Below are 20,188 nucleotides of genomic sequence, written 5' to 3'. Positions count from 1 at the left end.
GAACGGTCGGGAGGAATAATCCCGTCCGTTCACAGCGTCCTCGCTGTGTTTTTCAAAGGAACCTCCAACTCACCGAAGTGAGCCGGGGTTATCAACATATCTGGCGTTGACTTTTGGCACGCTGTTGAGTTCTCAAGGAACGGACGCTTCCTTTGTACTCACCCTCTCGGGCTTTCCTCCGGGCGCTTCCCTTCGGTGTTTCTTTTGTTCTTGCGTTTCCGACTCTATCAGACTCTTTCGTGTCCGATTTCCTCGGTGCCTTTCCGGTTCCCGCTCCGGCCTTTCGGCTTTCGCGTTTCCCTTTCCGGCGGTTCCGACTCTATCAGATCCTTTCGGGCCTGATCCCCGGTCAGCGGGGTTTGTCTTTGCGGCTGTTGGGCCGTTCCGACGAGTGAGACTTTAGCGGAACCCTGGCTCCCGACCTAATCGGGGGCGTCCTTTCGAACGCCGATTCCTCATTTCGCAAATACGCATGAAAACGAAGCGAAGGCGAGACCCGGGAGGGCACACGACGTCGATCGTTGTAATGGTTCTTGCGGAATGGCCGCCCGGGGACCGACCATGTGGTCGACGCTCACGTCGGGCAACTCGGAGAACACTACGTAGCCCCCACCGGAGTGTCAACTCATGACGACGGGCCTGAGTCAGGTCTACTCTGGGTCACGTGACTACACGTGCGTACGCCCAACTGTGGTGGGCCGCCTGAGGGCGGCCGTACATACGCATGTACTCAACGGCCGCCGCCTCGGCGGCCGTTTCTCGTTCTCCCCCTGGAGGACCCGGAGCCCGGTCGCCGGGCCGGCGGTCCTGACCAGGAGGCGGAGAAATGACGAGGATCTTCAGCGGGATCAAGCCGACCGGGCACCTGACCTTGGGGAACTACCTGGGAGCCGTCCGGCGGTGGGCCGAGGTCGACCAGTTCCGGGCCGACTCCCTCTTCAGCATCGTCGACCTGCACGCCCTGACCGTGGACCACGATCCCGGGCGGGTGCGCAGGCTCAGTCGGCAGGCGGCGACGCTGCTGCTCGCGTCGGGGATCGATCCCGAGCGGGCGACCGTCTTCGTCCAGAGCCACGTGGACGAGCACGCCCGGCTCTCGTATCTGCTGGAGTGCGTCGCGACGGACGGCGAGATGCGACGGATGATCCAGTACAAGGAGAAGTCCGTGCTCGAACGGGCGCGGGGCGGGAGCGTGCGGCTGTCGCTCCTCACCTATCCCGTACTGATGGCCGCGGACATCCTGGCGTACGACGCGGACGAGGTGCCGGTCGGTGAGGACCAGACCCAGCACGTCGAGCTGACCCGGGACCTGGCGGTGCGGTTCAACCAGCGTTACGGGCAGACCTTCGTCGTGCCGCGGGCCACGCCGCCCAAGGTGGCCGCGCGGGTCATGGACCTGCAGGACCCGACGTCGAAGATGGGCAAGTCCCACGAGGCCGGGGCCGGGATCGTGTATCTGCTCGACGAGCCGGACGTGATTCGCAAGAAGATCATGCGGGCCGTCACGGACAGCGGCAGCGAGATCGTGTTCGACCCCGAGTCCAAGCCGGGGGTCTCGAACCTGCTGGAGATCCTCGCGTCTTGCCAGGTTGGCAACCCGGAAGCCCTGAGCGGTGCATATGAGTCGTACGGCGCGCTGAAGAAGGACACCGCGGACGCCGTGGTGGAACTCCTCAGGCCCGTACAGCAGCGGCACAAGGAGCTGGTGGCGGACCCCGGGTACTTGGAGGAGGTGTTGCGGCGGGGAGCGGAGCGGGCGCGGGGCATGGCCAAGCCGACGGTGGACGGGGCCTATCGGGCGATCGGGCTGCTGCCGCCGGTGAAGGCGGCGCGGTAGGCGCGGGGGCTGGTGGCGAGGCGCGATGCGAAGTGCTGGCGCATCGTGACCTCGCTGCCGAAGCCCGCGCGGCGGGCGACCTCGGGCATGGGGAGGTCGGTGCGTTCGAGGAGTTTCTGCGCGGCCGCCATGCGCTGCTCCAGGAGCCAGCGGAGCGGGGTCGTGCCGGTGGCCGCCGTGAAATGGCGGGCGAAGGAGCGTGCCGACATGCCCGCGCGGTCGGCGAGGTCGGTGACGGTGAGCGGTTCGTGGAGGTGACGGAGGGCGTATTCGCGGACGGAGGCGAGGGCATCGGCGTCGCGGTCGGCCCGCGGGGTGGGGTGCTCGATGAACTGGGCCTGGGTGCCGGAGCGGAAGGGGGCGGTGACCATCGATCGAGCGATGGTCGCGGCGGCTTCGGAGCCGTGGGTGGTGCGGACCAGGTGCAGGCACAGATCGATGCCGGCCGCTGTGCCCGCGGCGGTCCAGATGTTGTCGTCCTCGATGAAGAGGGCGTCGGGTTCCACGGTGACGAGGGGGTGATGGGCGCGGAGCAGGTCGACGAGGTTCCAGTGGGTGATCGCTCTGCGTCCGTCGAGCAGTCCTGCCTGGGCGAGGGTGAAGGCGCCGCCGCAGAGCGCGGCGACGGTGATGCCTCGGGTGTGCGCCTCGCGCAGGGCTTGGAGGACGGGCTGTGGGGCGGGCGTGAGGTGGTCGTCCAGGCCGGGGACGACGATCAGGTCCGTGCCGGTGAGGCCGGTCAGCCAGTCGAGGGTGCGATCGGGGGTGAGGGTCAGGCCGCCTCGGATCGGTACGGGCGTGGGGTCGGCGGCGACACGGCGCAGGTCGAAGGCGGGTGCGCCCCGGTCGGTGCGGTCGGTGCCCCAGACCTCGGTGATGACGGAGATGTCGAACGCGCGGATGCCGGGAAAGGTGAGGAGGGCGATGCGCTGGGGGGCTGGTTCCCGCGCTGGAGCGGGGTGATTCGGCACCCGGTGATGCGGCACCTTGGCAGTAAACCATCGATCGCTGGCTTTTGCGCCTCTGGGGCGGAGGTGCGCCGGGCGGCAGCATCGGGGGCATGGAGATCGCGGAGAACGCAGCGCTGGTCGTGGTGGACGTGCAGAAGGGGTTCGAGGAGGAGGAGTTCTGGGGGGCGCGGAACAATCCGGCGGCCGACGACAACATCGCGTCGTTGATCGACGTATGGCAGGCGACGGGACGGCCGGTGGTCTTCGTCCGGCATGACTCGCCGAAGCCGAAGTCGCCGCTGCGGACCGGGTACGTGGGCAACGACTTCAAGGAGTACGTCGAGGAGCGGCGTGGGAAGGGGGCGGGGGCCGAGCTGTTGGTGACGAAGACCGTGAACTCGGCCTTCTACGGGACGCCGGATCTGGACGCCTGGTTCAAGGCGGAGGGGATCAGGCAGTTCGTGGTGGCCGGGATCCAGACCAACATGTGCGCGGAGACGACGGCGCGGATGGGAGGGAACCTGGGGTACGAGGTGGTGTTCGCGTGGGACGCGACGTACACCTTCGACCTGGCGGGGCCATTTGGCTGGCGGTGCGGGGCCGAGGAGTTGGCGCGGGCCACGGCGGTTTCCCTGCACGGTGGGGGCTTCGCGCAGGTGGTGACGGCGGAGACGGTGCGGGGCGCGGCCGCGCGGTAGGCGACCGCCCGGGATTCAGGTGTTGTTGCCGGAGGCCAGTTCGCGGCTGCGGTCGCGGGCGGCTTCCAGGGCTGCGATGAGGGCGGCGCGTACTCCGTGGTTCTCGAGTTCGCGGATGGCGTTGATCGTGGTGCCCGCGGGGGACGTGACGTTCTCGCGGAGCTTCACGGGGTGTTCGCCGCTGTCGCGGAGCATCACGGATGCGCCGATCGCCGCCTGGACGATGAGGTCGTGGGCCTTGTCGCGGGGCAGGCCGAGGAGGATGCCTGCGTCGGTCATGGCTTCGACGAGGAAGTAGAAGTACGCGGGGCCCGAGCCGGAGAGGGCGGTGCAGGCGTCCTGCTGGGTCTCGGGGACGCGGAGGGTCTTGCCGACGGCGCCGAAGATGGCCTCCGCGTGAGCCAGGGCCGCGGAGGAGGCGTGGCTGCCGGCCGAGATGACGGACATGCCTTCGTCGACGAGGACGGGGGTGTTGGGCATGACGCGGACGACGGGGGTGGATTCGGTCAGGCGCTCTTCGATGAAGGCGGTGGTGATACCGGCGGCGGCGCTGATGACGAGGCGGTCGGGGGTGACGTGGGGGGCGAGTTCGTCGAGCAGCTTGGCCATGTCCTGCGGCTTGCAGGCGAGGATCAGGGTGTCGGCCTGCTTGGCGGCTTCGGCGTTGGTGACGGGGGTGACGCCGTAGCGGGTGCGGAGTTCGTCGGCGCGTTCCTGGCGGCGGGTGGTGACCAGGAGGTCCGCGGGTGCCCAGCCGCCGCGGATCATGCCGCTGAGCAGGGCTTCACCGATCTTTCCGGTGCCGAGGACTGCGACTTTCTGGCTCGTGTTGCTGCTCATGGGCGGGGGCCTCCGGGGTTGCTTCGTCCGGGGGCCATCCTCGCATCGGTGCGGCTGAGGGAGGCGTGGTGTCCGGTGGGCGGGACGCGTGGTGGGGGGCGTCAGGTGGTGCGGCGGCGGAGGGTGGCGGCGCCGAGGGCGAGGACGAGGAGGGCGCTGCCGGCGACGATGACGATGTCGCGGATGAAGTCCCCGGTGATGTCGGGGTTGCGGAGGACTTGGTTCATGCCGTCGACGGCGTACGACATGGGGAGGGCGTTGGAGATCCACTCCAGGAGCGGCTGCATGGTGTCGCGGGCGGCGAACAGGCCGCAGAGGAGGAGCTGGGGGAAGATCACGGCCGGCATGAACTGGACGGCCTGGAACTCGGAGGCTGCGAAGGCCGAGACGAAGAGGCCGAGTGCGGTGCCGAGGAGGGCGTCGAGCAGGGCGATCAGGAGGAGCAGCCACGCGGAGCCGGTGACGTCGAGGCCGAGGGCCCAGAGGGCGAGTCCGGTGGCGAGGACGGACTGGACGACGGCGAGGGCGCCGAAGGCGAGTGCGTAGCCGGCGATGAGGTCGCCTTTGCCCAGGGGCATGGCGAGGAGGCGTTCGAGGGTGCCGGAGGTGCGTTCGCGCAGGGTCGCGATGGAGGTGACCAGGAACATCGTGATGAGCGGGAAGATGCCGAGGAGTGAGGCGCCGATGGAGTCGAAGGTCTGCGGGTTGCCGTCGAAGACGTAGCGCAGGAGGAGCAGCATCACGCAGGGGACCAGGATCATCAGCGCGATGGAGCGTGGGTCGTGGCGGAGTTGGCGCAGGACTCGCGCGGCGGTGGCGAAGGTGCGGTAGGCGTTCATGGGGTGCTCCTGGGCTTGGTGTTGCCGGGGGCTGTGGGGGTGTGGCGTGGGGTGTGGCGTGCGTCTGCTTCGTCCACGAGGTGGAGGAAGGCCCCTTCGACGGTGTCGGAGTGGGTGCGGGAACGCAGGGCGTCGGGGGTGTCGTCGGCGAGGAGTTCGCCGCCCCGCATGAGGAGGAGGCGGTGGCAGCGTTCGGCCTCGTCCATGACGTGGGACGAGACGAGGATGGTCGCCGCGCGGTCGGTGGCGATGGCGTGGAAGAGCTGCCACAGGTCGCGGCGGAGTACGGGGTCGAGGCCGACGGTCGGCTCGTCGAGCACGAGGAGTTCGGGGGTGCCGAGGAGGGCGACGCCGAGTGAGACGCGGCTGCGCTGGCCGCCGGAGAGCCGGCCGGCGAGGGAGTCGGCGTGCGAGGTGAGGGCGACGTCGTCGAGTACGCGGGTGACCTGGTCGCGGCGGCGGTCGGCGGCGGTGCCTGTGCCGGGGTCGAGGACGGCGGCGAAGTAGTCGAGGTTCTGGCGGACGGTGAGGTCGTCGTAGACGGACGGGCTCTGGGTGACGTAGCCGATGCGGGAGCGGAGGGTGGGGGCGCCCGCGGGGTGGTCGAGGACCTGCAGGGTGCCGGTGACCTTGGCCTGGGTTCCGACGATCGCGCGCATGAGCGTGGACTTGCCGCAGCCGGAGGGGCCGAGGAGTCCGGTGATCTGGCCTCGGGGGACGGTGAAGTCGAGGCCGCGCAGGACGGTGCGGGGGCCTCGGACGACGGTGAGGTCGCGGGCGAGGACGGCGGTGGCCGCGGGTGCGGGTGCGGGTGCGGGTGCCTTGGACTCGGCCGCCGGACTCCTTTTATTCATCATGCGATGAATAATCCTCCCGGCGGTCGGGGTCGTCAACCCGGTCGGGGCGGGTGTTGTGGGGGAATCGAGGGGTGGCCACGAGTCGGTGCTGGGAGCGCGCGGGGCTCATGAACGTCTTCCCGGACGCGTCGGCAGAGGAGCACTGCGCCGTGGAGGACCAGGGACGGGGAGTGCGTGGCGAAATGGGTGAGGTGGGTGCGGAGTGGGACGCGGCGGGGGTGGTGGGGCCGTCGGCGCATGGCGGCTACCCGGGCGGGCCACACGGAGTGCCTGCTGCCGGGTCGGCGATGGGGCTACGCCGCGCGCAGCGTGGGAACTGCCGGGCCCCGGGGGGGGGCGGCCCGGGACGGTGTGAGATGGGCACGGCTCCGACCCCGGCGGGAAGCCCACTCAGTACGGAGCCGAACCAGTACTAGGGTCTGCCCGCGCCGGCGCGGGGCCTAGGGCATCGCAGGTTCGCGTTCAGCGCTTGCGCTTCTTGCGGGAAGGGTTTCCCGTGCGGCGGGACGTGCGCTTTTCGTACTGGGTGCGGGCCGTTTCGTACTCCTCGCGATGGAGTTTCTCGCCCGGAGCCTCCGCGAGGGAGCGGAAGAAGTACGCGAGGAGGGTGCCGACGAAGCCGATGGTCATCAGGCCTCGGGTCGAGGACTGGGACGCCGGGTCGTGGCGGCGGGAGAACCCCTCCCATGTGCGGCGGAAGGCGAGGGCGCTGCAGATCGCGAACATCACGACGACGAGGAGGTTCACGAACGTACCGACGGCCGCGATGGCCAGGCCCTCGTAGGCGAAGCGCAGCACGAAGCAGCCCGCGGCCGCCGCCACGAGTGAGCCGACGGCCACGCCGACGCGGCGGGCGCCGTAGCCGCCGTCGTGGGCCACCCAGGTCGTCCCGAAGAAGCGGAGGGGTTCCGGTTGCGGGCCCGGGGCCGTGCCGGAAGGGGTGGCCGTGCCGGAGGGGGTGGGTGTGCCTGAGGAGGGCTGGGGGGCGGGGTCTTCGGTCACCCCTTGATTATTGCGTGTCGCGCCGCGAGGTCCCCGGCGCGCGTGCAGGCACGCCCTATTCGTCCCCCGCCTTGCCAGGGCGCACGGCCCGGCCGCTAGTTTGGGCAGCGAAACGTTGCATCGGTGAACGCGGGGGAGGTCGGTGAGCATGTCGCTCCGTGGAGGTGACCCGGAGGAGATCGGCGGATACCCGCTCGAGGCGCGTCTCGGTTCTGGCGGCATGGGGACGGTGTTCCTGGGCCGTTCCGCCTCCGGACGACCCGTCGCGATCAAGCTGATCCATCAGCAGTTCGCGGACGACGACGAGTTCCGGATCCGCTTCCGGCAGGAGGTCGCCGCCGCCCGCCGGGTCAGCGGCGCCTTCACCGCCGCCGTCATCGACGCCGATCCCGAGGCCCAGCACCCCTGGATGGCGACCACGTTCATCGAGGGCCCCACCCTCGCCCAGCGCATCACCGAGCAGGGACCCTTCGGCGGCGCCGAGCTGCGCAGGCTGGCCATCGGGCTCACCGAGGCGCTGCGCGACATCCACCGCGCCGGCGTCGTGCACCGGGACCTCAAGCCGTCCAACGTGGTCCTCTCCCCCGAGGGCCCGCGCGTCATCGACTTCGGCATCTCGCGCGCCGCGGACCAGCAGACCCTGACGATGACGGGCCGGGTCATCGGCACGCCGCCGTTCATGTCGCCCGAGCAGCTGCAGACGCCGCGCGGTGTCGGGCCGCGCTCCGACGTCTTCTCGCTGGCCACGCTGTTGGTGTACGCGGCGACGGGGCAGGGGCCCTTCGACGCGGACAGCCCGTACATGACGGCGTACCAGGTCGTGCACGAGCCGCCCTCGTTGGGTGAGGTTCCGGGTGCGCTGCGGGCCGTGGTCGAGCCGTGCCTCGCGAAGGACCCCGACGACCGTCCCTCCGCGGACGAGCTTCTCGTACGGCTGCGGGATCTGCCGTCCGATCTCGGCGGTGCGGCGGGGGCGGTCATCGCGGGGCCGCGCTGCACGCGTGAGACCGACACGCAGCACCACCTGCCCGCGGATGACGCCACCCCGGCTCCAACCGCTCCTGCGCCCGTCGCTCCGGCGCCGACCGCCGTTCCGGACGCCGCGGAGACCGGGACCCCGGCGCCCCTCGGGCGTCGGCTGCGTCGCCGTTGGCGTCCCGCGCTCGCCGCCGCCCTCGCCGTCGCCGCCATCGGTGGCGGAGTCGCCGTGCTGCGGGCGGGAGACTCGGACGGGCCCGGCGGCGGCACCGGGGACCAGGGCCAGGACATCGCCGCCGCCGGGGCGCGGCTGCCCGGCGGGTTCGAGCCGTGGCGCAAGACCGTGCCGGGCGGCCGGGCCGACATCCCGGACGAACTGCGCTGCGAGGCACGCGGCGACGCGCTGTTCTGCGGGGGCGGCGGTGTCGTCGCCACCCGGATCAGGCTCTCCGACGGGTCCCGGGTCTGGACGGAGAAAAGCCCCGGCGTCCCCATGCAGGGCATGCACATGGTGGGCGTCACCGACGACACCGTGCTCGGTTTCCGCCTCGCCGCCCAGGACGACCCCGCCAACCCCGCCACCGAAGTGGTCGCCATCGACGCGGACAAGGGCAGGGAACTGTGGTCCGTGCAGTCCGGCGCCCAGTCGACGGCCGTGACGAACCGTACGCAGGACGCCGTCGTCGTCGGCACGACCGTCGTGACGGTCGACGCGGCCAACAGCCGCTTCGAGGCGCGGCGGGCGCACAGCGGCAAGGTCACCTGGAAGCAGCCGTTCCCCGCGGGCAGGCAGTGCGCCCCGGTCACGGCGGGCACCCGGCTGTACGCGATGTGCGCGCCGCGCGCCGAACTGGCCGCCACCGACGTGCGCCACCCCGACCTGCGCGCCGTCGACCTCACGTCGGGCAGCCTCGGCGAGCCCGTCGCCGTCCGGGGGCCCGCCGTGCCGGTCGGCACGTCGGGCGACAGCCTCGTACTCCTTCACGAGCGGCACGAGGGACCCGCGATGGTCGGCTACGACGGAGTGACGCGGGTCGACCGGGACACGGACGAGGCCACGTACACGCGGCTGCCGAAGACGTACGACGGGACGCCCGGGATGGCGGACGGCACCGTCTTCGTGACCGGGCGGACCGGGCTCGTCACCGCGCTCGACCCGGCGACCGGCAGAAAGAAGTGGTCGCGGCAGACCGGCGTGGAGGGACTGTCCGGGCCGGTGTCCGGGGACGGCGACGGACTGCTGTACTTCAGCTCGGCCAGCGGCCGAGTCGCCGCACTCACCAGCCGCAAGGGTGAGCAACGGTGGTCCACGAATCCGCGCGCCGACGGCCTCGCGGGCGAGGTGGGCGCCAGCGCGCGCGTGAGCGTCGAGGGGAGTGTGGTGGTCGTGGCCGCCGCCAAGAACACGGTGTTCGCCTTCGACGCGACGAAGCCGCCGAAGTCCGGCTGAGCGCACACGTCCTGCCGGACCCCGCGGCCGGGCGCAGGAATCAAGGACAGGCTCTCAGCAGCGCGGTGCCACGTATCCGCTGCTGCCCGTGCGCACGTACGTGTCCGAGACGTACCGGCCGCTGCCGATGCGGTCCCATATCTTCGACGTGCCGGTCGGGCCCGTCACCGTCTCGCCCGGCTTCTGGCAGGCGATGGTGACGCGCGAGCCCGCGCTGAGGCGGCCGACCTTGCGGTACGACGTGCCCGGACCTGAACGGACGTTGACGTCCGCGACGATCGAGTAGGTCCCCGCGGCCAGGGCCTCGGCGGTCTCCCCCGGCTCGGCCGCCTCGACGGTCCCCACCGCCTCGACCGCCTCGGTCTCTTCCGGCGCCATGACGTTCTCGCTCACAGTGCTCTCCCCCGTACCCCGTACGCACCCCGTACACGGAGGCGCGGGTGCGCCCTCGGTGCGTGTCTCACACCAAGGACGCACCCGCGCCCCGAAAAGTTTCCGTGTGTCAGCCCAGCTTCGACACGTCCCGGACCGCGCCCTTGTCGGCGCTGGTCGCCATCGCCGCGTACGCGCGCAGGGCCGCGGAGACCTTGCGCTCGCGGGCCCTCGGCGCGTACACGCCGCCGAGCGCCGCGCGGCGTGCGGTCAGCTCCTCCTCGGGGACGAGGAGTTCGATCGAGCGGGCGGGGATGTCGATGCGGATGCGGTCGCCGTCCTCGACGAGCGCGATCGTGCCGCCGGCCGCCGCCTCGGGGGACGCGTGGCCGATGGACAGGCCCGACGTACCGCCGGAGAAGCGGCCGTCGGTGACCAGGGCGCAGGTCTTGCCCAGGCCGCGGCCCTTCAGGAAGGACGTCGGGTAGAGCATCTCCTGCATGCCGGGGCCGCCCTTGGGGCCTTCGTAGCGGATGACGACGACGTCGCCGTCCTTCACGACCTTGTTGAGGATCTTCTCGACGGCTTCTTCCTGCGAGTCGCAGACGACCGCGGGGCCCTCGAAGGTCCAGATCGACTCGTCGACGCCCGCGGTCTTCACGACGCAGCCGTCCACGGCGATGTTGCCCTTGAGGACGCCGAGTCCGCCGTCCTTGGAGTAGGCGTGCGCGACGTCGCGGATGCAGCCGCCCGCGGCGTCCGTGTCGAGGGTGTCCCAGCGCTCGGACTGAGAGAAGGCCTCGGCGGAGCGCTTGCAGCCGGGCGCCGCGTGCCACAGCTCGTTCGCCTCGTCGGACGCGGAGCCGGAGCGGATGTCCCAGGTGTCCAGCCACTCCTTGATGGACGGCGAGTGGACGGTGTGCACGTCCTCGTTGAGGAGGCCGCCGCGGTACAGCTCGCCGAGGAGGGCGGGGATGCCGCCCGCGCGGTGCACGTCCTCCATGTAGTACGTCGTGGTGGGCGCGGCGTTCGGGGCGACCTTGGCGAGACAGGGGACGCGGCGCGAGACGGCGTCGATGTCGTTCAGGTCGTAGTCGACCTCGGCCTCGCGGGCGGCGGCGAGCAGGTGCAGGATCGTGTTGGTGGAGCCGCCCATGGCGATGTCCAGGGCCATGGCGTTCTCGAAGGCGGCGTGTGTGGCGATGCTGCGCGGCAGGACTGAGGCGTCGTCCCCGTCGTAGTACCGCCTGGTGATGTCGACGACCGTCCGCCCGGCCCGCTCGTAGAGCTTCTTGCGGGCGGTGTGCGTGGCGAGGACCGAGCCGTTGCCCGGCAGGGAGAGGCCGATGGCCTCGGTCAGGCAGTTCATCGAGTTGGCCGTGAACATGCCGGAGCAGGAGCCGCAGGTCGGGCAGGCGTTCTCCTCGATGCGGAGGATGTCCTCGTCCGAGATGCTCTCGTTCACCGCGTCACTGATCGCGTTGACCAGGTCGAGCTTGCGGACCGTGCCGTCGACCAGGGTGGCCTTGCCGGCCTCCATCGGGCCGCCGGAGACGAAGACCGTGGGGATGTTGAGGCGCAGGGCGGCCATCAGCATGCCGGGGGTGATCTTGTCGCAGTTGGAGATGCAGATCAGGGCGTCGGCGCAGTGCGCCTCGACCATGTACTCCACGGAGTCCGCGATCAGGTCGCGGGACGGCAGCGAGTACAGCATGCCGCCGTGGCCCATCGCGATGCCGTCGTCCACGGCGATGGTGTTGAACTCGCGCGGGATGCCGCCGGCCTCGCGGATCGCCTCGGAGACGATGCGGCCGACGGGCTGCAGGTGCGTGTGGCCGGGCACGAACTCCGTGAAGGAGTTGGCCACGGCGATGATCGGCTTCCGCCCGATGTCGGCCCCGGGTACACCGGAGGCGCGCATCAGGGCGCGGGCGCCCGCCATGTTGCGGCCGTGGGTGACTGTGCGGGACCTGAGCTCGGGCATGGTCGCTCGCTCCTTCAGGGATTTCAGCGATCTGAGCGATCTGTCTGCGGGTCTGTGTCTCCGCGCTTCCACGGAGAGATGTGACTGCTGTCGAGCGTACGCCGCGGCTCCAGGATCCGGACAGGCTGTCCGAATCGCGGGACGGCCGTCTCACGCGCTCCGGGGCGCGCGGCCCCGCGCTCACGCCCCCGTCAGATGCCCCTGCACCACCGGAGCCACCCGCGCGACGAGGTGCTCCACGTCCGCCGAGGCCAGCGGCTCCACCTGGATCACGTACCGCAGCATCGCGATGCCCACGAGCTGCGCGGCCGCGAGCTCGGCCCGCAGTTCCGCGTCCGGCAGGCCGAGGCGGCCCGCGATGTGCCCGAGGAGCTGGGTGGAGATGAGGCGGCGGAAGATCGCGGCGGCCGTTTCGTTGTCGACGGCGGAGCGCACGATGGCGAGCAGCGGGGCGCGCGTCGCGGGGTCCTCCCAGACGCCGAGGACGAACCGGGTGAGGCGCTCGCCGACCCCGTCGAGCGGCCCGTCGTCGATCGCTGCGGGCGCCTGCAGCGCAGGGGCGAAGGCGACGGTGATGGCCGCCTCGAAAACCTGCTCCTTCGTACCGAAGTAGTGGTGCACGAGCGCCGGGTCCACGCCCGCGGCCTTGGCGATGCCGCGTACGGACGTCTTCGCGTAGCCGTGTTCGGAGAATTCCTCGCGGGCCGCCCGCAGGATCTGGTCGCGCGTGGCGGGGCCGTTCCCCGTCTGCGTACGGGAGGGACGTCCCCGGCGCCGCGGGGCGGCGGCCTCCGACGGCGCGCCGGCGGCGGTCATGAGCGCGGCACCTTCACGGCGGACGCCAGGTGCAGGCGGGTGAAGGCGAGGGCCTCGGCGAGGTCGGCCTCGCGTTCGGCGCTGGACATCGCGCGGCGCGTGTTGACCTCGATGACGACGTGTCCGTCGAAGCCGTTGACCGCGAGGCGTTCCAGGAGCTCGGCGCAGGGCTGTGTGCCGCGGCCCGGTACGAGGTGTTCGTCCTTGGCGGAGCCCTTGCCGTCGGCGAGGTGGACGTGGCCGAGCCGGTCGCCCATGCGCTCGACCATGTCCATCGCGTCGGTGCGGGCGGTCGCGGTGTGCGAGAGGTCGACGGTGAAGTGGCGGTAGTCGTCCTTGGTGACGTCCCAGTCGGGTGCGTACGCGAGCATCTCGCGGTCGCGGTAACGCCAGGGGTACATGTTCTCGACGGCGAACCGTACGTCCGTCTCGTCCGCCATGCGCCAGATTCCGTCGACGAAGTCGCGGGCGTACTGCCGCTGCCAGCGGAACGGCGGGTGGACGACGACGGTCGACGCGTCGAGCTTCTCCGCGGCGGCCTTGGCTCGCTGCAGCTTGGTCCACGGGTCCGTGGACCAGACGCGCTGCGTGATGAGCAGACAGGGCGCGTGCACGGCGAGGATCGGGATGCGGTGGTAGTCGCTCAGTCTGCGCAGGGCCTCTATGTCCTGGCTGACGGGGTCGGTCCAGACCATGACCTCGACGCCGTCGTAGCCCAGGCGTGCGGCGATCTCGAAGGCCGTCGCCGTCGACTCCGGATAGACCGAGGCCGTCGACAGGGCGACCTTCGCATCCGGGATGCGCACCACTGGTTCTGCCACGAGAGACAGCGTACGGGCCGCGTCGGGGCGCCGGGGAGGTGGCCTCGTACCGTCCTGGTCGGGGCCCGTCACGATGCGGGGAGGTGGTCGAGCTTGCGCAGGATCACGCCCTCGCGCAGCGCCCACGGGCAGATCTCCAGGGTCTCGACCCCGAAGAGGTCCATCGCACCCTCCGCGACGAGCGCCCCCGCGAGCAGCTGTCCGGCCCGCCCCTCGGAGACGCCGGGCAGCTCGGAGCGCTCCTGTGTGGTCATCGCCGCGAGCTGCGGAACCCAGTCCTCCAGGGATTTGCGCTTCAGTTCGCGTTGTACGTAGAGGCCGTCGGCGGAGCGTGCCGCGCCCGCGAGCCGGGCGAGCTGCTTGAACGTCTTCGACGTGGCCACGATGTGGTCGGGCGCGCCCAACCTGCTGAACTCGCCGACCGTCCGCGCGATCTGCGCGCGCACATGGCGGCGGAGCGCCTTCACGTCGGCGGGGTCCGGCGGGTCCGTCGGCAGCCAGGCGGCGGTGAGGCGTCCGGCGCCGAGGGGCAGGCTGGCCGCCGCGTCGGGCTCCTCGTCCATGCCGTACGCGATCTCCAGGGAGCCGCCGCCGATGTCGAGGACGAGGAGCTTGCCCGCGGACCAGCCGAACCAGCGCCTGGCGGCCAGGAAGGTGAGCCGGGCCTCCTCCTCGCCGGTCAGGACCCGCAGGTCGACGCCGGTCTCGTCCTTGACCCTGGCGAGCACCGCGTCGGCGTTGCTCGCCTCGCGCACCGCCGAGGTGGCGAAGGGCAGGACTTCCTCCACGCCCTTGTCCTCGGCGGCCACCATCGCCTCGCGGACGACGGTCACCAGGCGGTCGACGCCCTCGGGGCCGATCGCACCCGCGGGGTCGAGGAGTTGGGCGAGGCGCAGATCGGCCTTGTGGGAGTGCGCGGGCAGCGGGCGCGCGCCGGGGTGGGCGTCGACCACGAGCAGATGCACCGTGTTCGACCCCACGTCGAGGACACCGAGTCTCATGTACGGAACGCTACGCCGGATGGGGCGATCGACCGGCCTCGGCCGGTCGACCGCACGCATACCCTGGAGACGTGCCAAAGACGAAAAAGGCGAAGACCGACAAATCGAAGTCGGGGAAGCCGTCGATCCAGCAGGCCGCGTCGGAGTTGCCGACGGAGAAGTCGGAGAAGCCGACGGAGAAGGGGAAGCCGGAGAAGCCGGGGAAGGTGGCGAAGAGGGAGAAGCCGGGGAAGTCCGGGAAGCCGGCGAAGGTGGCGCGGGCCGAGCCGGACGAGAAGGGGCTCGACTTCGCCCGTGCCTGGGTGGAGTTCCCTGATCCCGCGGACGACGAGCAGACGTTCCGCTGCGATCTGACATGGCTGACCTCTCGCTGGAACTGCATCTTCGGCAGCGGCTGCCAGGGCATCCAGCCGGGTCGTGCCGCCGACGGCTGCTGCACGCTGGGTGCCCATTTCTCGGACGATGACGACGAGAAGCGGGTCGCCGGGTACGTCGAGCGGCTCACGCCCGACATTTGGCAGCACCACGACGTGGGCCGGGAGACCGGCTGGGTCTCCACGGACGAGGACGGCGACCGTCAGACCCGTCCGTACAACGGCTCGTGCATCTTCCAGAACCGCCCCGGTTTCGAGGGCGGCGCGGGCTGTTCGCTGCACATCCTGGCGCTGCGGGAGGGCCGCGAGCCGTTGGAGACGAAGCCGGACGTGTGCTGGCAGCTGCCGGTGCGCCGGACGTACGAGTGGATCGACCGGCCCGACGACACGCGCGTGCTGCAGGTGTCGATCGGTGAGTACGACCGGCGGGGCTGGGGTCCCGGCGGCCACGATCTGCACTGGTGGTGCACGTCGGCGACGTCGGCGCACGGTGCGGGCGACCCGGTGTACGTCTCCTACCGGCCCGAGCTGATCGAGCTGATGGGCAAGGAGGGGTACGACCGGCTCGTGGAGCTGTGCGAGGAGCGCCTGGCCTCCCAGCTTCCGCTGCTCGCACCGCATCCGGCGGATCCCGTAAAGCGCTGAGGCCTGTGGGGCGGGCGGCACTTCCGGCACCGGCCTAGCTCGGGCCGGTGCCGCCGCCGCTGTCGCCCTGGGGCGGTGACGTGTCGCCCGAGCCCGGACCCGGGTCCGTCGGGGTGGGGGTCGGGTCCGTCGGGGTCGGTGTGGGGTCGGGGTCGGACGGGCCCGGGTCGGACGGGCCGGGATCCGAGGGGCCGGGGTCGGAGGGGCCCGGGTTCGAGGGACCGGGGTCGGACGGACGGGGGTCCGTGGGCCGTGGGCCCGGTCCGGGGCGGCCCGGCGGGCGCCCGTCCCCGTAACCGTCGATGGCGATGATCGCGCCCGAGGGGGCGATGGAGACCCTCGCGCGCCAGTGCCCGGCCGGTTCGCGGTTGTGGTCGACGTACACCTGGACGGTGACCGACTGGCCCGGCGCGAGCGTCCCCGACGAGCGGCTCAGATAGAGCCACGACGCGCTCTCGCTCGCCGACCAGTGGACGGGTGAACCACCCGACGCCGTCAGCGTGATGAGCGTCGTGTCGCCGCTGGGCTGCGCCTCGACGGTGAGGCGGCCCGGACCGGTCGACGAACCCGATCCGCCGCTGATGACCTCCACGGAGACGTCGGGTGAGTGGCTGCCCTTGGTGAAGCGGGGTTCGGGGCCCTTGCGGGCGTTGCCCGCGTTCTCGTACCCGTCCACGCGGTCGCCGCCGATGCCTCCGGCGCCGCCGTCCTCGCTCGCGGTGACCGAACGGCCGTCGTGGCCCTCGCCGGTGAGCGGCGCCCCCCGGTACGCGGCCCAGAGCGCGAGCACCGGGGCGGCCACCACGGTGGCGACGACGGTCGTCGTGACGGCACGCGCGCGGAAACGGTCGCGGCGGGCCGCGTGGTCCTTGGGGTCCATCGGGAAACCGCGCCGGTCATAGCGGGGGCCACCACCGCGCGCGCGTGGGACGTGCGCCATCGCCCTGTGGAGCGCGGCACGCGGGGCCTCGATGACGGGGAGCGCGGCCGGGCTGACGGCGGTGCCGGGCCAGGCGGTCGCGCCGGCGCGCTCGGCGGTGCGGCGGCAGCGCGGGCAGTCGTCGACGTGCCGGACGAGCTCGCGGCGCAGGGCGGTGCCGAGCAGGAGCTGGTTGTCGCCGGTGAGGCGGGCCACGATGGGGCAGCTGCCGGTCTCCACGACGGCGAGGGCGGCGCGGGTGCGCTCCACCTCGCAGGCCGCGGAGGCGAGCAGGCCGCGGGCCTTGGTGAGGTCCATGCCGAGGACGGCGGCGACCTGTGCGGGGGTGAGCTGGTGGCGGACGGCCAGTTCGAGGGCCTCGCGCTGCTCGGGGGTGGTGCCTGCGGCCTCCGGCCAGGCGAGCTGGGCGAGTTCGCGGCGGCGTTGGCGAGTGGTTTCTTCGTCTGTGGTGGGGGCCGGGGCGGCAGGGGCCTCTGTGGCCGCGCGGGCGGTGGCGGCAGCGGGGGCGGTGGGGGCCGACGGGGTCTCTGTGGGTCCCGGGTCCGTCGGGGCACCTGAGGTCTTGTCGCCGTCGGCGCCGTTCGAAGTCGTTCCGGCCGCCCCCTGCGCGTGCCTGCCGCCGCCCTCCCGGCTGCGCTTCGCCTCGGCCAGTCGGCGCAGGCAGACCCAGCGGGCGAGGGCGTAGAGCCAGGTCTTCAGCTCGCTCTCGGCCGCGGGGCCGCGGGCGCCGCGGCGCTCGGCGTGGTGGAGCACGTCGCCCAGCGCCGCCGTCGCCGCGTCGTGGTCGCAGAGCACGGACAGGCAGTACGTGAACAGGCCGTCCAGACACGGTTCGTAGCGCGCCGGAGGCATGGTCCGGGGCGCCGGGCGGGGCACCACGCGCTTGCGCGCATCACGGTGCGCCCGGTGTGCGCCGGTCGTGTTCGTGGGAGATTCCGGACTGCTGCTCATCACCCGTGCGAAGTTATGCGGATGATGCAGCGCGCTTCCTCCCCCTTGAGCACATTTAATCCTTACGGGTGAACAGATCCCTCAAAAGGGGACAGGAAGCCCCGATTCCGTGGGCCCGGCCCGCACACGTGACGGACGTGGGGTCTTCGTCGGTGGGCTCGGCGGCGTTGTCAGTGGGCTCGGCTACGGTTTCGACCATGGCTGCCCGTACGAAATCCACCAAGGACCGTCCGTCCTACCGCTGCACGGAGTGCGGCTGGCAGACGGCCAAGTGGCTCGGCCGCTGCCCCGAATGCCAGGCGTGGGGGACGGTGGAGGAGTACGGCGCGCCCGCGGTCCGCACCACCGCCCCCGGCCGCGTCACCTCCTCCGCCGTCCCGATCGGCGAGGTCGACGGGCGGCAGGCCACCGCGCGCTCCACCGGCGTGCCCGAGCTGGACCGGGTGCTCGGCGGCGGTCTGGTCCCCGGCGCCGTGGTGCTGCTCGCGGGCGAGCCGGGTGTCGGCAAGTCCACGCTGCTCCTGGACGTCGCGGCGAAGGCGGCGAGCGACGCGCACCGCACGCTCTATGTGACGGGTGAGGAGTCGGCGAGCCAGGTGCGGCTGCGCGCCGACCGCATCGGCGCCATCGACGACCACCTGTACCTCGCCGCCGAGACCGATCTCGCCGCGGTCCTCGGGCACTTGGACGCGGTCAAGCCCTCCCTGCTGATCCTCGACTCCGTCCAGACGGTCGCCTCCCCCGAGATCGACGGGGCGCCCGGCGGCATGGCGCAGGTCCGCGAGGTCGCGGGCGCGCTGATCCGCGCCTCCAAGGAGCGCGGCATGTCCACGCTCCTGGTCGGACACGTCACCAAGGACGGCGCCATCGCGGGCCCCCGCCTCCTGGAGCACCTCGTCGACGTGGTCCTGCAGTTCGAGGGCGACCGGCACGCGCGCCTGCGTCTGGTCCGCGGCGTCAAGAACCGGTACGGGACGACGGACGAGGTCGGCTGCTTCGAGCTGCACGACGAGGGCATCACCGGACTCGCCGACCCCAGCGGCCTCTTCCTCACCCGGCGCGCCGAGCCCGTTCCCGGGACCTGTCTGACCGTCACCCTGGAGGGCCGCCGCCCGCTGGTGGCCGAGGTCCAGGCGCTCACCGTCGACTCGCAGATCCCCTCCCCCCGCCGCACCACGTCCGGCCTGGAGACCTCCCGCGTCTCGATGATGCTGGCCGTCCTGGAACAGCGCGGCCGGATCACCGCGCTCGGCAAGCGCGACATCTACAGCGCGACGGTCGGCGGCGTGAAGCTCTCCGAGCCCGCGGCGGACCTCGCCGTCGCCCTCGCCCTGGCCAGCGCCGCGAGTGACACTCCGCTGCCGAAGAACCTCGTGGCGATCGGCGAAGTGGGCCTGGCGGGCGAGGTCAGACGGGTCACCGGCGTCCAGCGCAGACTGGCCGAGGCGCACCGTCTGGGCTTCACCCACGCCCTCGTGCCGGCCGACCCCGGGAAGATCCCCGCCGGTATGAAGGTCATCGAAGTCGCCGACATGGGGGACGCCCTCCGTGTCCTTCCGAGGTCGCGTCGCCGAGAGGCCCCACGGGAGGAGGAACAGCGCCGGTAGACTTTGCCCTGGTCTCGCCCATCCGTACGAAGCAAGGTGCCGGCGAAGGCCTGGAGAACCTGCGACCGAGGGAGTGCAGTGGCAGCCAACGACCGGGCATCGGTTCCCGGCAAGCCGGGTTCGGGCTCCGGTGCCGATGGGCTGATGCGCGCCTCCCTGAGCGCCGTCGCGCCCGGGATGGCACTGCGGGACGGCCTGGAGCGCATCCTCCGCGGCAACACGGGCGGCCTGATCGTCCTCGGCTGGGACAAGACGGTCGAGTCGATGTGCACGGGCGGCTTCATCCTGGACGTCGAGTTCACGGCGACGCGCCTGCGTGAGCTGTGCAAGCTCGACGGTGGCATCGTCCTCGACAAGGACATCACGAAGATCCTGCGTGCCGGTGTGCAGCTCGTGCCGGATCCGACGATCCCCACGGAGGAGACGGGCACGCGGCACCGCACGGCGGACCGCGTGAGCAAGCAGGTCGGCTTCCCCGTGGTCTCCGTCTCCCAGTCCATGCGGCTGATCGCGCTGTACGTGGACGGCCAGCGGCGCGTCCTCGAGGACTCGGCGGCGATCCTGTCCCGCGCGAACCAGGCGCTCGCCACTCTTGAGCGGTACAAGCTGCGGCTCGACGAGGTCGCGGGCACGCTGTCGGCGCTGGAGATCGAGGACCTGGTGACGGTGCGGGACGTCACCGCCGTCGCGCAGCGCCTCGAGATGGTGCGCCGCATCGCGACGGAGATCGCCGAGTACGTGGTGGAGCTCGGCACGGACGGGCGTCTCCTCGCCCTCCAGCTGGACGAGTTGATCGCGGGTGTCGAGCCCGAGCGCGAGCTGGTCGTGCGGGACTACGTGCCCGAGCCGACGGCCAAGCGGTCGCGCACGGTCGACGAGGCGCTGGCCGAGCTGGACTCCCTCACGCACGCGGAGCTCCTCGAACTCCCCACGGTGGCGCGGGCGCTCGGCTACACGGGCTCCCCCGAGGCGCTGGACTCCGCGGTGTCCCCGCGGGGCTTCCGCCTCCTCGCGAAGGTCCCCCGCCTCCCCGGCGCGATCATCGACCGCCTGGTCGAGCACTTCGGCGGCCTCCAGAAGCTCCTCGCCGCGAGCGTGGACGACCTCCAGACGGTGGACGGCGTCGGCGAGGCCCGAGCGAGGAGCGTCCGCGAGGGCCTGTCGCGGCTGGCGGAGTCGTCGATCCTGGAGCGGTACGTCTAGCCTCCGGCGGGCGGCACCGCTCC

The 20,188-nt window shown here is 71.6% G+C and carries 17 protein-coding genes; 6 read left to right on the top strand and 11 right to left on the bottom strand.

Annotation, left to right across the window (positions count from 1 at the left end; genetic code table 11):
• Nucleotides 1-826: 826 nt before the first annotated feature.
• Complete coding sequence (trpS, locus tag DEJ47_RS21395; protein WP_150170697.1) at nt 827-1,837, top strand: tryptophan--tRNA ligase; 1,011 nt, start codon at nt 827-829, stop codon at nt 1,835-1,837.
• Here trpS and DEJ47_RS21390 read toward each other — a convergent pair.
• Nucleotides 1,792-2,808, bottom strand: coding sequence for a GlxA family transcriptional regulator (locus DEJ47_RS21390; protein WP_150170695.1), 1,017 nt, complete (start codon nt 2,806-2,808; stop codon nt 1,792-1,794). The genes trpS and DEJ47_RS21390 overlap by 46 nt on opposite strands.
• Before the next feature lie 89 nt (nt 2,809-2,897).
• Between DEJ47_RS21390 and DEJ47_RS21385 the strand changes: the two genes are divergently transcribed.
• A complete protein-coding gene (locus DEJ47_RS21385; RefSeq protein ID WP_150170693.1) occupies nt 2,898-3,485 on the top strand; it encodes a cysteine hydrolase family protein in 588 nt (195 codons plus the stop codon).
• 15 nt (nt 3,486-3,500) lie between these two features.
• On the opposite strand, the gene proC is transcribed toward DEJ47_RS21385, so the two are convergent.
• The 4 genes from proC to DEJ47_RS21365 form a co-directional block, all read right to left on the bottom strand.
• On the bottom strand, nt 3,501-4,325 hold the full coding sequence (proC, locus tag DEJ47_RS21380) for a pyrroline-5-carboxylate reductase (RefSeq protein ID WP_150170691.1): 825 nt from the start codon (nt 4,323-4,325) through the stop codon (nt 3,501-3,503).
• Nucleotides 4,326-4,426: 101 nt separating this feature from the next.
• The gene (locus tag DEJ47_RS21375; RefSeq protein ID WP_150170689.1) at nt 4,427-5,164 is read right to left on the bottom strand and encodes an ABC transporter permease; all 738 of its coding nucleotides are present in this window, start codon (nt 5,162-5,164) and stop codon (nt 4,427-4,429) included.
• Nucleotides 5,161-6,021, bottom strand: coding sequence for an ABC transporter ATP-binding protein (locus DEJ47_RS21370; protein WP_150170687.1), 861 nt, complete (start codon nt 6,019-6,021; stop codon nt 5,161-5,163). Before DEJ47_RS21370 ends, DEJ47_RS21375 begins: the two co-directional genes overlap by 4 nt.
• Nucleotides 6,022-6,483: 462 nt before the next feature.
• Nucleotides 6,484-7,023, bottom strand: a complete 540-nt coding sequence (locus tag DEJ47_RS21365; RefSeq protein ID WP_150170685.1) for an EamA/RhaT family transporter — start codon at nt 7,021-7,023, stop codon at nt 6,484-6,486.
• A 148-nt stretch (nt 7,024-7,171) separates the two neighbouring features.
• Between DEJ47_RS21365 and DEJ47_RS21360 the strand changes: the two genes are divergently transcribed.
• Nucleotides 7,172-9,451, top strand: a complete 2,280-nt coding sequence (locus DEJ47_RS21360) for a protein kinase domain-containing protein (protein ID WP_150170683.1) — start codon at nt 7,172-7,174, stop codon at nt 9,449-9,451.
• A 54-nt stretch (nt 9,452-9,505) separates the two neighbouring features.
• On the opposite strand, the gene DEJ47_RS21355 is transcribed toward DEJ47_RS21360, so the two are convergent.
• The 5 genes from DEJ47_RS21355 to DEJ47_RS21335 all read right to left on the bottom strand — a co-directional run bounded on the left by DEJ47_RS21355 (nt 9,506) and on the right by DEJ47_RS21335 (nt 14,445).
• Nucleotides 9,506-9,844: an SH3 domain-containing protein gene (locus tag DEJ47_RS21355; RefSeq protein ID WP_223828438.1), complete on the bottom strand. Its 339-nt coding sequence runs from the start codon at nt 9,842-9,844 to the stop codon at nt 9,506-9,508.
• A 109-nt stretch (nt 9,845-9,953) separates the two neighbouring features.
• Nucleotides 9,954-11,807: a dihydroxy-acid dehydratase gene (ilvD, locus tag DEJ47_RS21350; protein WP_150170681.1), complete on the bottom strand. Its 1,854-nt coding sequence runs from the start codon at nt 11,805-11,807 to the stop codon at nt 9,954-9,956.
• Between the two features lie 180 nt (nt 11,808-11,987).
• Nucleotides 11,988-12,623 (bottom strand): TetR/AcrR family transcriptional regulator, encoded by a 636-nt coding sequence (locus tag DEJ47_RS21345; RefSeq protein WP_150170679.1) that lies wholly within the window; start codon nt 12,621-12,623, stop codon nt 11,988-11,990.
• The gene (locus DEJ47_RS21340) at nt 12,620-13,444 is read right to left on the bottom strand and encodes a sugar phosphate isomerase/epimerase family protein (RefSeq protein WP_190415485.1); all 825 of its coding nucleotides are present in this window, start codon (nt 13,442-13,444) and stop codon (nt 12,620-12,622) included. Before DEJ47_RS21340 ends, DEJ47_RS21345 begins: the two co-directional genes overlap by 4 nt.
• A gap of 68 nt (nt 13,445-13,512) precedes the next feature.
• Complete coding sequence (locus DEJ47_RS21335) at nt 13,513-14,445, bottom strand: Ppx/GppA phosphatase family protein (RefSeq protein ID WP_150170677.1); 933 nt, start codon at nt 14,443-14,445, stop codon at nt 13,513-13,515.
• A 71-nt stretch (nt 14,446-14,516) separates the two neighbouring features.
• Here DEJ47_RS21335 and DEJ47_RS21330 point away from each other — a divergent pair, with 71 nt between their 5' ends.
• Entirely contained in the window at nt 14,517-15,464 is a 948-nt protein-coding gene (locus DEJ47_RS21330) for a hypothetical protein (RefSeq protein WP_150170674.1), read from the top strand.
• Nucleotides 15,465-15,498: 34 nt separating this feature from the next.
• On the opposite strand, the gene DEJ47_RS21325 is transcribed toward DEJ47_RS21330, so the two are convergent.
• Entirely contained in the window at nt 15,499-17,355 is a 1,857-nt protein-coding gene (locus DEJ47_RS21325; protein ID WP_223828437.1) for a BACON domain-containing protein, read from the bottom strand.
• Between the two features lie 197 nt (nt 17,356-17,552).
• On the opposite strand from DEJ47_RS21325, the gene radA reads away from it, so the two are divergent.
• Nucleotides 17,553-18,962, top strand: a complete 1,410-nt coding sequence (gene radA, locus DEJ47_RS21320; protein WP_150170670.1) for a DNA repair protein RadA — start codon at nt 17,553-17,555, stop codon at nt 18,960-18,962.
• A 78-nt stretch (nt 18,963-19,040) separates the two neighbouring features.
• Nucleotides 19,041-20,165 (top strand): DNA integrity scanning diadenylate cyclase DisA, encoded by a 1,125-nt coding sequence (disA, locus tag DEJ47_RS21315; protein WP_150170668.1) that lies wholly within the window; start codon nt 19,041-19,043, stop codon nt 20,163-20,165.
• The last annotated feature ends 23 nt before the right edge of the window (nt 20,166-20,188 follow it).

The sequence above is a fragment of the Streptomyces venezuelae genome (assembly GCF_008642355.1).
GTDB classification, from domain to species: Bacteria; Actinomycetota; Actinomycetes; order Streptomycetales; family Streptomycetaceae; genus Streptomyces; species Streptomyces venezuelae_B.
Note: the sequence above shows the minus strand (reverse complement) of the source record. Positions and strands in the feature narration are given on the sequence as shown.